Raw genomic sequence first — 11,991 nt, 5'->3', positions numbered from 1 at the left:
TGTTATATCCAAAATCATCCGATTCTACAGGAGCCTTATTAGAATACGTTCATTACTCCAACACTGTAACACCTCACCAACTTTTAATTCTCCTAGAGTCTCATTGGAAGATGACCCTTAGGGGTGTGCCCTTACCCTCGTGAACATACCTACATGAGCCTTCAAGGCCCGTTCACTTCCAAAGGTTTTACAACAATATGAGTGGGTGTATGCCTTATCTTTAGTGAGATCACAGCGCCGTTTTATAGAACTATAACAAATCCCACATGGTCGTACTGGGCTTTACACCACGTTATTATCGTGGTATTAACTTGTTCTCCTGCCTAATCGTGTGGACGGGGGTAAGTATACTATCGGGTGCGGGTTTATGGGTTTAATGAGACTTATACTGGGATTCGATAGCCGTGATTACTACGAGTTGAAGGAGAGGGTTGAGCGCCTCGAGGAGAGAATCGGGAAGCTGGAGGAGTTAAACAGTAACCTGAGAAGTCTTGCCAGCGAGCAGGCTGCGGTTATTGAGTTGTTGAAGAGTGAGCTGTCGGAGGCTAATGATACTATTGAGGCTCTTGAGGCTGAGGTGGGTCTTCTTAGGAGTAGGCTTGAAGAGATAGAGGCTTGGATGAAGGAGCGGGAGCATGTGGAGGTGAATCCGGATAGTGATATGGATGGGGATGAATATCGCGGCGCTGACTTACATGGACCTGCTGGTGGCGTGGAGGCTGGCGGGGACGAGGAGGCTGAGAGGATAGTATTAGAGGCGATAAGGAATGGTGTATCGAGTCCTAGCGAGATAATCAGTGCTACGGGACTGAATAAGCACCGCGTATACGCGGTGTTGAAGAAGCTCAGCGATGAGGGATTGCTTGAGAAGAGGAGGGATGGTAGGAGGGTCCGTTATAGTATAAAAATACCTGTTGAAAATTAAAATATTTTATTACTTGAGCTTCTTGAGGCACGCTCCAAGATTCTTGGCGATGGCAATCAGGTAGCCTAGACCCTTCTGGACGTTGGGGTCCCTAAGCGCTGACATTAGCCCTATCATTCCCCTCGGCTGGGCCTCGGAGGGCTTTGTCTCGGCTAGACTGTTGAATATACAGTATGCCGCGTCCTCAGTGTTCATCTTCAGGGATATTGCCTTCTCTGCCTCAAGCCTCCTGGAGGCTTCCAGCATAGCTCCTAATAGCAGCCCCAGCCTGAAGGTGCTCACGTCGGCCTGCATGCCCTCCATCATAGCTTCGTAGCTTTCTGCGAACTCTTTTAGCATGCCTAGTACTCCGGTCTTCTTCAGCTCCCTAGCTACCTCGAGGAGGTCCTCTAGAGCCTTTACATCAACCTCATTATACTCTATACCATTAACCATTACACATCACCCCCACATTACATCCTGAGCCTGTCAAGCCATCCCTGGTAGAAGGCTCTCTTTACAAGCTTCATGGCGAAGCTCTCCATCACATTATAACACTTTTGCCAGTTATATTTCTCGCCGTCGAAGGTCACCTCGCATACTCCCATGAAGCCCTTGTCGCCGCTGTAGGCTACACACGCCACTGGAGTGTGCTCGTGTACCTCTCCTACACCGTATAGCTCGTTTAGGAGGAGGTTGACGGCCTTTGAGGTGGCTGCGTGTATGAATACGCCTGCAGTCCCCAGCCCTGTTGGGGGCATCGAGTGCTCTCCAGTGAGGAAGATGTCGTCGTATTCTGGGTGGCGGAAGTCCCTTGGCCTCGCCTTCACGAACCTCTTATCGTGTTCGAAGAGGAACATGGGGTCCTCGAGGACCTTAGGGGGTCTGGGCGGCGGCACCTTTACTAGGAGATCATAGGGTTCCTCGTAGTTCTTGGTTACCACCACCTTCTTCTCTGGGTCTACTCTCTCTATACCCTCGTGTGTCTTGATCTCTACTCCGAACCTGTTGAAGTACTTGTTCCACAGCCTCTTAATGTCGGGGCCGAGACCCCACGAGATATCCATACCGTTCATACTGGGGCTTAGGATGGTTATCTTGGCATTGATCCCTTTGACTTTGAGCTTGTATCCTAGGACGCTTGCAAACTCCATTGGATATATTCCACACCTGAACGGAACTTCTGGGACTAGTATAACTACTTTCCCACCCTTGAAGGTGTTGAGCGCCTTGTTGAAAACCTGAGCTGCCTCGGGGTCATAGTTGTGGTATCCTGCCTCGGCAAGGCCTGGGTAGGCTTCCCAGCCGTTCCTCAGGCCTAGCGTGACGAAGAGGTAGTCGTACTCAACCTTCCTGCCATCGGCAATCTCGACATTCCTCTCGTCTGGATTTATCTTGGTAGCTTCCCCGATAACGACGTTGACCCCATATTTTTCCAGATTCTTTATTGGAGCCCTAGTCTTCTCAATTGGCAACCCCTCGAGGGCTACGTCCATCCATAGGGGTGGCATATAGTGCCACTCGTCCTTGTTTATCACGGTAACTTCCAGGTCTAGGTTGTGCTTCTTCTTAGCCTCAGCGAGGGCAAGAGAACCTACTATTCCACCTGTTCCCCCGCCAAGGAAAACAATCCGCTTAGCCACTCTCGTCACCTTATCCGCACGTGTTGTTTAATTGTTTAGAGGGGTATCTATATAGATATATTTGTTCTGTAAGGACAGTCCAATGAAATACTTATTAAGTCGTAATCCCCGGATATGGTTGAGAATATTCTCAACACTTTGATTTGAGAGGAAAGCGTGTGCGGGGCCTGGGAGGCTTATTGGTGCCGCCGCCGGGATTTGAACCCGGGACCTCCGGATCTCCCAGGCCCCTGCGACTTCGGCAGGGACTGTGCCGTATGAGTCCGGCGCTCTGCCAAGGCTGAGCTACGGCGGCACCCGTTTCCAATAGGAGGTCTATGGATTCGGGTTTTTGAGTGTTGCTTTTCCTCTGAGGACCTCTTCGATGATTCTGTCTAGTGCGTAGCGGATGAGCTCGCTTCTTGAAAGACCGAGTTTTAGCGCTGCCTTGTCTACTTCTTCTAGCCTAGACGGCTCGATCTTGAATGTGACTACTCTGAGCTTTTCCCTGTAGCTGTAGTCTCCATACTCAATTATGATTGGTATTGATGTAGCCATCTCTTCTCTCCCCTGGAGGATCTTGGCTGATAGGGTATCTTGTAGGAAGTGGGTACAAGGTATCCAATTGGGGGAGGGGTGACCGGAAGTAATACTCTCCACGGAGACCTCCGGTAGCCTAATAATTAATAGGAGGCTATCCTTCAAGCCCTAAGTTTAAAGGTAAGGGTAATACGTCCGGTTAGGAGGTTTGTATTGAGATGAGGCTGTATGAGACCCTATACTCCTTCCCCGGGACGGTGATGGTGGCAGTCCAGTCCGGTACAAGCGCCTGCCCATTATAATCCACTATAGCTAGCGAGAATAGTACTTGGGCCCATGGTGTCGGTGCACCCACAACGCGGGGGATAACCTGCACTGTAGCGCCGTTTAGTGTTTTATTCATTAACTTTACACTTCCAGCTCCGACCCTTACATCTACGAGTGGACTTATCTCGTTCTGTCTGGTTATCTTGCCTACCTTACTCCAGTCGATCTGGACCCTCTCTTGTAGGAACTTGTGGAGGTAAACTGGGGCTATGCCGGGGAATGGTTTGAACGCGTACACTGTGTTGTTTTGACTGTCGTATGAGAATTCGAGGCTGGTTAGGAAGTAGTCCTCGATCATAACGACATCTGCACCCTTATACTCCTGTATTGTTCCATTGGGGTATACGATCTTTCCGTAGGTGAGTCCTGGCCCAGAGTATTGGTAGTAGAGTGTGTAGGTGAGATTATTGTCGGTGTAGAGCACTGCTTTCCCAGACTTGTTGGAGGGGTAATTCCATAGTTTTACTAGATACTTGTGTCCATCTTGGTCAGTAGCATTATACTCTAAGTATGTGACGTGTGATAAGACTTCTTCCAAGTTCCCAGTATGAGCCGCCACCCTGAAGGGGTGCAGGTAGGAGTAGTAGATCGCCACTCCTACCACTGCTGATACAAGCGTTGCCGCAAATGATATAATTATTATCATTTTTATCTTGTTCAATCCTACCCCCCGCCACCATCGGAAATAAGCATGCCACGTTGCTGGATAATAAGTATAGGCACCTGCTGGAGCAGAGAGTATGGGTCGGGAAGACGGGTTGAATAGCATCTCTTTTAAGCCCATCCAATCCCCGTTGGAATAGTCGGGTGGATAATAGAGTGACCATAGGGCTGATCCGGGGAACAAATGCGCACGGCCACATGGGCTGGGTGCTGGTTAGGTGCAGGGTCTGCGGTAGATACCTAAGCCTAACAGGCCAGCACCCCGGCGCGGCTAGGAAGACAGAGGTAGTATACACGTGCCCCAGGTGTGCTAAGGATTATGGAGCATACTTCTGCGCAGCCGATGCTAGGAAGCTAAACTACCGCTGCCCATTCTGTGGAAGGCAATTAGTGGTAGCGACTCCCATACAGGAGGAGTAAGGGGGGTCCCCCATACCCGGCTATATCCTAGAGGAAGAGGTTTTCCAAGACCATTACAGGGTAGTGAAGATAGAATTCTCCGGGAAGAGACTGTACAGTATAGACGCCTACAAGCTCCTAGAAAAGAAGCCCGACTGCAGCGAGGAGATAAGGGAGGAGAGCATAAACGCTAGGATATGCTACACCACCATAGCGCCAGGCTGTGAAGCGGTGATCCTCGAAACCCCAGGGAGGAGGGAGCTAATCAACCTTAGGCTCACAGCTAGTAGCGAGAGCGACCCTGCAGGAGGAAGCCTTTCGAGGGCTAGAGAATACTGCCTTGCTAAGATGGAGGAGTGGCTGGAGAGTTGAAGAGGGTTTGCGGTCTAATATCCGGGGGTAAGGACAGCAACTACGCATTCTATATGGCTCTCCGGGAAGGCTACCATCCAGCATGCATCTTATCGGTAAGACCCGGGCGGAGCGATAGCTGGATGTTCCATGTACCCTACACCTCTCTAACAAGGTACCAGGCTGAAGCGATGGGGTTAATGCAAGTCTACTATGAGTACGGGGTCAGCGGGGTAAAGGAGAGGGAGGTGGAGGAGCTGGCCAAGATACTTGCCAAGCTCAAAGAGAGAGTCGGCTTCGAAGCACTGACAGTTGGAGCCCTAGCCAGCAGGTACCAGTACGAGAGGATAGCATGGATAGCTGATAGGCTTGGTGTGGAAGTCTACGCGCCACTCTGGGGGAGGGACCCGGTAGAGTATATGAGGAGGCTGGTGAGGGAGGGATTCACATTCATAATCACCAGGATAGCAGTATACGGCCTACCCTCGAGACTTCTAGGTAAGCCGATAGGGCGGGAGGAGGTCGAGGAGATCATAATGCTCTCGGAGAAGCACGGTTTCCACCCAGCATTCGAGGGAGGCGAGGCCGAGACGCTAGTAGTAGACGCTCCACATTTCCATAGGAAGCTGCATGTGGAGGGAGAGCCTGTCAAGAAGGGACCCTACGAGTGGGAGTTGCGAATTCGCAGGGTGGTGCTTGTAGAGAAATCAAGAGTTTAGGAGAAGAGAAGCCTATGCGAGTTCCTAGCGGCTACTTCTCTAACAATCTCTTCGGGGACTCCCTTTAACTCGGCGACTAAGGATATGGAGCGTGGTATTAGCTCAGGGCCCAGCCTCACTCCCCTGTAAACGTATGGACCGTCACTCTCAAACACCATATGGTCTAAGGGGGCTATCTCAGCTACCCTTCTGTGCTTCTCCTGTATAGCTATAGCTGGGTTTATTGATACATAGTAGTTCACTGCTACTATCTCGTCTATGAGGCTGAGGGGGCCGGTATACCAGTGGAACATAGCCTTCCCCACCCCGGCATCTACGAGCATTGATAACACTCTACCCCAAGCTCCCGGAGAGTGTATAGTCACGTAGGCATCAAGCTCCCTTGCGAGGTCAAGGAATACCTTGAAGATCTCCTCCTGCATGGGGAGTGTTGGAGAGGGGAGGAACTTCGTGTCTAACCCAACCTCGCCAATACAGTGTATTCCCAGCCTATACGCGGTCCTCGCAACCTCGAGCGCCTCCTGTATGCTGCCTCCATTCTTAAGGTTCCATGGGTGGTAGCCCGCGCAGGGTATGACGTTATCGTAGGAGTGCGACAGCTCGACTGTCTTGTAGAGTGATGCTTGATCGTCGCTGACAGCTACAAGAAGGGTTCCTGGAGTAGACGCGGCGGCCTCGGGGTCCTCGTACTCGTATAGGTGTATGTGCATATCGTAGTACTTAGCCACGATCACAGGCTCTCACCTCTTCTTCAACAACGTGCTCAAGATACTTCCTCATCCTGCCAGTTATGAGTATGAGGAGAAAGCCGGGTATAAGGCTGAAGAGTATGTAGGTTATACGCCATCCTATCAGGGTCTCTGGATCCAATACTCCTGCAAGCCCATACTCAAAGAATAATGCTCCACCTGGCGTGGGGCTCATAACCATAACATTTGAGATCTCGAGGGCTAGGAAGGACCTCCATAGATTCCAGAGAACGTTCCAGTCTAGGGGGGTTAGTGGTGTGGGGGATAGGATCATGATTGAGAATGTTTCGAGCAGGTGAGCCATCAGTGTAAGGGTCCCTCCAACTACTACGATGAACCTATCCTTCACGATAGAGGAGAGGCTTTCTAAGAAGAGATCCCTCTGCCTCAATAGATAGCATGTGTAGCTTTTACCTCTAAACCTTCTTTCTATGAACCTCGTAAACTTTTCCGTCTTCGCCCATGCAATCCCACCGATCCACATGACTCCGAGGAAGAGTGATGTGAGAAAGGGGAGCCAGGTTCTGGGTAGTAGGGGGATTGTTAGGATCAGTGTTATAGTTATGGGTAGGAATGTGTCGAAGAGGCTCTCCAATGTTGCAAGGCCAAACGCTGTACCCGCATGCATCCCCGTCTCCGCCGCTATCACTGCCGCGCGGGCTGGGGTGGAGCCTGAGTAGGCGGGGGTTAGTATGCCGAAGAACCTTCCAACAAGCCTGCTAACCACTGCCCAGAGCAGGCCTACCCTTTTATTCATGCTCTTGGAGAGAGCGACTAGCCTCACACCCCTCACGATATCTGCTAGGAGTAGGAAGACCATAGCGACTAGAACCCTATAGTCTATCTCAACAATGACTCTAATGAAGTTGCCTATGCCTCCAGCTAGGTGTATTAGGCTCAGCCCTGATAGGGCGAAGAGCAGTAATGCCCCCACTAGCAGCGTGTGCTTCTGGTTACTCTTGTTCAACCTCCTCAGCCATCCTCTCGTAGTACTTCAATCCACTGCCGGTCAGCACCAGTAGGGGGCACTCCTCTCCTAAAGCCTCAGCCGCCGCTAGTACAGTTGCAGACGAGGGCTCTACTATAAAGCCCCTTCTCGCAAGCCTCCTCCACGCGCCCCTCACATACTCGTCCCCCACCACAACCACGCCTCTAGTAGCGGCCTCAACCATCTCATCAAGCCTGGGAGGATTGCGGAGAACCAGTGCGTTCGAGCATCTTACTCTCAGAGCCGAGCCTTGCAAGGACTGGGACCCTACCAGATAGGCTCGCGGCGGCCGGAGACTGTACAGCCACTATACTAGGCTCCAGGCCGAGCTCTTTCAATCCCCTGTAGAGCGCGATTAACAAACTCCCCGAGCTGGCTGGAACAAATATAGTCCGGTCTCGTGCAACCTCAGCAAGCTCGGAAGCGATAGTCTCAACCCCTTTAAGGAAGACGGGGCTGGTGGAGTGCGCCACATAATAACATGACCCAGACTCCCTCCTAGCCGCCTCCCCAGCTTCATCCCTGGATGAGTGGAGCACTACTTCAGCACCGAGAAATCTTAGGAGGGCAAGCTTCCCCCTCGAAGCGGTGGCGGGCACGTGGACCCTAGCCTTCAGCCCGAGCCTCCCAGCATACGTTGCAACCGATAATGCAGTATTACCACTGGAGTCCTCTACGACGCAGTCATAGTCGAGGAGCCTTGCCAGGTAGACTGATAGGGATGAACCCCTGTCCTTGAAGCTCCCGGAAGGGTTGAGGTATTCCAGCTTGTAAGCGGCCCCCTCATGATCAACCACTAGGGGAGTACTGCCCTCGCCGAGGATGGGCCTGGGGGGAACTGGTAGGGTCCCCTTGACTTCTAAGGGCCCGCCGCATCTAGGACAATAGGGGTGGTACTCTTCCCCGGCGCCTTCCCAGCCGCATCTCGGACAGTATAGGGACCAGGCCATCTCCACCCACTACCCCGAGCCAAGGATATTGTGCAGGACTAGTATAATTAGAAAGCCGTTGTCTCGGTGAGGCTTGTAGGCATGGTTAAGGTAACCTAATTATACTCGTCACAGCTTGCAGTTCTTAATGCGCTTTTCATAAACAAGCCTCAGCCTCTGCAGGGTCTCCTCGCTTGGGAAGTGTTCTATTAACTCTGCCTCCGTGTTAGCCTTCTCCTCGTCAACGCCAATAGCTATTAGGAACTTTCTTATGAGTTCATGGGCCTCAACGATCTTTTCAGCGTGCCTCCGCCCCTCTTCGGTAAGCCTTACGTCGTGATGCTTCATATAATTGACGAGGCTCTTACTTTCCAGGCGCCTAATCATCCCTAAAACGGTTGGCGGCTTGGCCCCGAGGAGCTCCGTTACGTCAGTTATACGGGCATAGGGCCGGTAGGGAGTGCTAGGGTATGGTAAGCATCGGCTTTAGAATGGCGAGCATTAAACACCCTACTCTAAGGATATTGGAATAATCTGGAATCCGGCAGAGAATATTATTACGCTCTCCTTAGTGGTTTAAGGAGGAGGCTATGGACCGGGTGGTTCCGGTTAGCTCTCCTCCTTTATCTCCCTGTGCTGGGCTTCTAGAACGTTGAACACTACCTGTGCTAGGTGTTCTGGCTTGGTATAGAACTTGTCGTACAGGTACTTCTGCCCCTGGAAGCTGATCTCCACGTTGTCCCCGGTATCCCTTATAGTCATATATACTTGGCCGCCCTTCATTAGGCTGAACGAGTTCTTGCCGCGGGGGAGTATCTTTAGCCCGTACTTCTGGGCTTCCTCCCTAACTAGCTTCTTTACCTCATCTATGTACTCGCTCACACGCTACACCCGATTAACCCCCGGTCTAACGGGCAGGTTTTAAATATATCCCCTTATCATAGATAACAATTACAGCAACGGCTACACGAATATTAGCTAACACTACTGCTACCTATAATCGAGTCAAGGGTGTGAGATCCTATGGTGAAAGTAGACGATATAAAGACGATAACCGTGGTTGGAGCGGGAACGATGGGTCATGGCATCGCCGAGGTGGCCGCTGTAGCCGGGTATAAGGTATACCTGGCTGATATCAAGAAGGAGATACTAGACAATGCTCTCGAGAAGATCAAGTGGAGCCTATCAAAGCTGGCCGAGAAGGGGATGCTGAGGGATAGCGTGGAGGCCGTAATGGAGAGGATAACGCCCATAGTGAACCTCGACGAGAACGGGAACTATACAGAGGAATTCGCTAAAGTGCTGAAAGAGACCGATGTTATGATCGAGGCTATTATTGAGAGGCTCGACCTCAAACAGAAGCTATTCGCCTACGCCGACCAGCACGCCCCAGAGCACGCCATACTTGCAACCAACACTAGCAGCCTACCCATAACAGAGATAGCCGCTGCAACTAAGAGGCCCGAGAAGGTCATTGGGATGCACTTCTTCAACCCACCACCATTAATGCCGCTAGTAGAGGTGATACGCGGTGAGAAGACTAGTGATGAAACAGTTGAAACCATTATGGCTCTAGCGAAGAAGTTCGGGAAGCAGCCTGTACTAGTGAAGAAGGATGTTCCCGGATTCATAGTCAACAGGATCCTGGGAAGGTTCCTTAACACTGGCTGCCATCTTGTAGCTAAGGGCCTCGCAACTATAGAGGAGGTCGATGCTGCAGTAAGATATGTGCTTGGCCTCCCTATGGGTATATTCGAGCTCAGCGACTACTCGGGGATAGACGTATTCTACTATGTCTTCACGGCGATGAAGGAGAGGGGCTTCAATATAACCCCGTGCCCACTCTACGAGGAGAAGTTTAAGGCCAAGGAATATGGTATGAAGACTGGTAAAGGCTTCTACACCTATCCAGCCCCCGGCAAGTATGCCAGGCCTAACATACCAAAAGAGCTGGCGGGCAAGGTGGACCCCGTCCTAATACTAGCCCCAGCAGTCAACGAGGCGGCATGGCTCCTGAGGAACGACGTGGCGAGCAAGGAGGATATCGATAAGGCTGTGAAGCTGGGCCTAGGATGGCCTAAGGGAGTATTCGAGTTCGCGGACGAATACGGTCTCGACAAGATAGTTGAGGCCCTTAGAAAGCTGAAGACCGACCTCGGCCTAGAAGAGATGGAGCCAGACCCTCTCCTAGTGGAGAAGGTTCAGAAGGGAGAGCTTGGAAGGAAGACTGGTAAGGGCTTCTACGAGTACGGTGAGGTAGAGGAGATCAAGAAGAATACAATCATAATAAGGAAGGAGAAGCCGATAGCCTGGGTAATCCTAAACAGGCCCAGGAAATACAACGCTCTCAGCCCCGAGCTACTAAAGGAGCTAGGAGAGGCCCTAGACGAGCTAGAGGACGATGACGACGTCAGGGTGGTCATACTGAAGGGAGAGGGTAGAGCCTTCAGTGCTGGCGCAGACGTTACCGCATTTGCAGGGGTAACACCGATCTCTGTTGCAAAGTTCTCGAGAAGGTTCCAGGAGCTCACCTTGAAGATGCAGTTCTACACCAAGCCGATCATAGTAGCACTCCACGGCTACGTGCTAGGCGGAGGCCTAGAGATCGCGATGAGCGGCGACATTAGGATCGCCAGCGAGGACGCGATGCTAGGGCAGCCCGAGATAAACCTAGGCTTCATACCAGGAGCTGGCGGAACCCAGAGGCTCCCCAGACTAGTAGGTAGGGGTAGGGCCAAGGAGCTGATATTCACGGGAGACATGATACCCGCCAGGGAAGCGGAGAAGATCGGGCTAGTAGACAAGGTTGTACCGCCTGAGAGGCTGGACCAGGAGGCTAGGGCTCTGGCACTGAAGATAGCGGAGAAGCCGCCGCTCGCCCTCATGGCCGCCAAGTACGCTATAGAGTATGGGCTAGAGTCCAACATATGGGCGGGACTAGCCCTAGAAGCCCACCTATTCGGCCTCCTCTTCTCAACAGAAGACGTGATCGAGGGAGTAACTGCCTTCCTCGAGAAGAGGAAGCCCAAGTTCAAGGGTAGATAGGCTACCCGCGGGACCCTACCACCCTCGAAAACAATAATTTTTCCATTCCCCTACAGGCTATATCCGAGTGCCTACAAGCGTTGTTTTCACAATCATTATTAGGATAGACGACTATTACCATAGCTGGGGGCTATGCATGGATAAGACTATCATAAAACCTCCTCCAGAACCCGAGGCTGTGAAGAAGGCATTAAGAGCCCTCTACGAGGCTCAGGGAGGAAAGGCGAAATACATAGTATTCGCTGGCAACAAGCTCCCGAAATACCTCTGGGACCACTGGTCCGAGGAAATGCACAGGGCAGGGCTTAGATGGCAGGACCTCCTCCGGAGTCTCTCCAAGAACTCGGAGAAGGCTATGGCTTGGATAACCGGTGAAGCAAGCTGGGAAGAGCTGGTTGAAGCCATAATCAGCGACTTAGCTGCTGGAGCATCGAGGGAGAAAGAGAGGAGGGGAGCCCGGAGAAAGATACGGGCTCTCACAGACTTCTTCTAGCCCTGGAAGTGAAGCGTTTAATAGACTGCGGCCCAGATCTAAATATAGTAGAGGGTAGCCGGGTCGTCTAGCGGCCAAGGATGCGGGGCTTTGGATAGCGGGCCCCACCCCGCATCCATATTCTCTACATAAGGATGCTGGCGGGCCAGAGATTCCTTTATAAGGCCAGTTCGCGAATAGTGGTAGAATGCGGCAGAGGGGTGGGGCCCGCTAGAAGAACCCCCGTGACCGGGGTTCGAATCCCCGCCCGGCTACCACTCCC

The 11,991-nt window shown here is 51.9% G+C and carries 16 protein-coding genes and 2 tRNA genes; 7 read left to right on the top strand and 11 right to left on the bottom strand.

What is annotated here, in order from left to right:
• Positions 1-367: 367 nt before the first annotated feature.
• A complete protein-coding gene (locus ACZ47H_RS01375; protein WP_464933435.1) occupies positions 368-925 on the top strand; it encodes a helix-turn-helix domain-containing protein in 558 nt (185 codons plus the stop codon).
• A gap of 9 nt (positions 926-934) precedes the next feature.
• Here ACZ47H_RS01375 and ACZ47H_RS01370 read toward each other — a convergent pair whose 3' ends face one another.
• The 5 genes from ACZ47H_RS01370 to ACZ47H_RS01350 form a co-directional block, all read right to left on the bottom strand.
• Positions 935-1,360 (bottom strand): helical membrane plugin domain-containing protein, encoded by a 426-nt coding sequence (locus tag ACZ47H_RS01370; protein WP_464933434.1) that lies wholly within the window; start codon positions 1,358-1,360, stop codon positions 935-937.
• A gap of 17 nt (positions 1,361-1,377) precedes the next feature.
• Positions 1,378-2,547, bottom strand: a complete 1,170-nt coding sequence (locus ACZ47H_RS01365) for an FAD-dependent oxidoreductase (RefSeq protein WP_464933433.1) — start codon at positions 2,545-2,547, stop codon at positions 1,378-1,380.
• 180 nt (positions 2,548-2,727) lie between these two features.
• Positions 2,728-2,842, bottom strand: a tRNA-Met gene (locus tag ACZ47H_RS01360).
• 20 nt (positions 2,843-2,862) lie between these two features.
• Complete coding sequence (locus tag ACZ47H_RS01355; RefSeq protein ID WP_464933432.1) at positions 2,863-3,186, bottom strand: ribbon-helix-helix protein, CopG family; 324 nt, start codon at positions 3,184-3,186, stop codon at positions 2,863-2,865.
• A gap of 79 nt (positions 3,187-3,265) precedes the next feature.
• Positions 3,266-4,054: a hypothetical protein gene (locus tag ACZ47H_RS01350; RefSeq protein ID WP_464933431.1), complete on the bottom strand. Its 789-nt coding sequence runs from the start codon at positions 4,052-4,054 to the stop codon at positions 3,266-3,268.
• Between the two features lie 200 nt (positions 4,055-4,254).
• Here ACZ47H_RS01350 and ACZ47H_RS01345 point away from each other — a divergent pair, with 200 nt between their 5' ends.
• The 3 genes from ACZ47H_RS01345 (at position 4,255) to ACZ47H_RS01335 (ending at position 5,525) form a co-directional block, all read left to right on the top strand.
• A complete protein-coding gene (locus ACZ47H_RS01345; RefSeq protein ID WP_464933909.1) occupies positions 4,255-4,476 on the top strand; it encodes a hypothetical protein in 222 nt (73 codons plus the stop codon).
• 63 nt (positions 4,477-4,539) lie between these two features.
• A complete protein-coding gene (locus ACZ47H_RS01340) occupies positions 4,540-4,827 on the top strand; it encodes a hypothetical protein (RefSeq protein WP_464933430.1) in 288 nt (95 codons plus the stop codon).
• On the top strand, positions 4,812-5,525 hold the full coding sequence (locus ACZ47H_RS01335; protein WP_464933429.1) for a diphthine--ammonia ligase: 714 nt from the start codon (positions 4,812-4,814) through the stop codon (positions 5,523-5,525). Before ACZ47H_RS01340 ends, ACZ47H_RS01335 begins: the two co-directional genes overlap by 16 nt.
• Here the strand turns inward: ACZ47H_RS01335 and ACZ47H_RS01330 are convergent.
• The 6 genes from ACZ47H_RS01330 to ACZ47H_RS01305 form a co-directional block, all read right to left on the bottom strand.
• Positions 5,522-6,259: a TatD family hydrolase gene (locus ACZ47H_RS01330; RefSeq protein ID WP_464933428.1), complete on the bottom strand. Its 738-nt coding sequence runs from the start codon at positions 6,257-6,259 to the stop codon at positions 5,522-5,524. The genes ACZ47H_RS01335 and ACZ47H_RS01330 overlap by 4 nt on opposite strands.
• Positions 6,246-7,241 (bottom strand): lysylphosphatidylglycerol synthase domain-containing protein, encoded by a 996-nt coding sequence (locus ACZ47H_RS01325; protein ID WP_464933427.1) that lies wholly within the window; start codon positions 7,239-7,241, stop codon positions 6,246-6,248. Before ACZ47H_RS01325 ends, ACZ47H_RS01330 begins: the two co-directional genes overlap by 14 nt.
• The gene (locus ACZ47H_RS01320) at positions 7,228-7,446 is read right to left on the bottom strand and encodes a hypothetical protein (RefSeq protein ID WP_464933426.1); all 219 of its coding nucleotides are present in this window, start codon (positions 7,444-7,446) and stop codon (positions 7,228-7,230) included. The genes ACZ47H_RS01325 and ACZ47H_RS01320 overlap by 14 nt, the downstream gene beginning before the upstream one ends.
• 4 nt (positions 7,447-7,450) lie before the next feature.
• Positions 7,451-8,212 (bottom strand): pyridoxal-phosphate dependent enzyme, encoded by a 762-nt coding sequence (locus tag ACZ47H_RS01315; protein WP_464933908.1) that lies wholly within the window; start codon positions 8,210-8,212, stop codon positions 7,451-7,453.
• 108 nt (positions 8,213-8,320) lie between these two features.
• A complete protein-coding gene (locus ACZ47H_RS01310; RefSeq protein WP_464933425.1) occupies positions 8,321-8,578 on the bottom strand; it encodes a metal-dependent transcriptional regulator in 258 nt (85 codons plus the stop codon).
• 222 nt (positions 8,579-8,800) lie between these two features.
• Positions 8,801-9,073, bottom strand: a complete 273-nt coding sequence (locus ACZ47H_RS01305) for a hypothetical protein (protein ID WP_464933424.1) — start codon at positions 9,071-9,073, stop codon at positions 8,801-8,803.
• Positions 9,074-9,217: 144 nt separating this feature from the next.
• Here ACZ47H_RS01305 and ACZ47H_RS01300 point away from each other — a divergent pair, with 144 nt between their 5' ends.
• The 3 genes from ACZ47H_RS01300 to ACZ47H_RS01290 all read left to right on the top strand — a co-directional run bounded on the left by ACZ47H_RS01300 (position 9,218) and on the right by ACZ47H_RS01290 (position 11,986).
• A complete protein-coding gene (locus ACZ47H_RS01300) occupies positions 9,218-11,236 on the top strand; it encodes a 3-hydroxyacyl-CoA dehydrogenase/enoyl-CoA hydratase family protein (protein ID WP_464933906.1) in 2,019 nt (672 codons plus the stop codon).
• Between the two features lie 67 nt (positions 11,237-11,303).
• Entirely contained in the window at positions 11,304-11,729 is a 426-nt protein-coding gene (locus tag ACZ47H_RS01295; protein ID WP_464933423.1) for a hypothetical protein, read from the top strand.
• 56 nt (positions 11,730-11,785) lie between these two features.
• A tRNA-Gln gene (locus tag ACZ47H_RS01290) sits at positions 11,786-11,986 on the top strand.
• Positions 11,987-11,991 lie beyond the last annotated feature (5 nt).

The organism is Thermodiscus maritimus, assembly GCF_055382595.1.
Note: the sequence above shows the minus strand (reverse complement) of the source record. Positions and strands in the feature narration are given on the sequence as shown.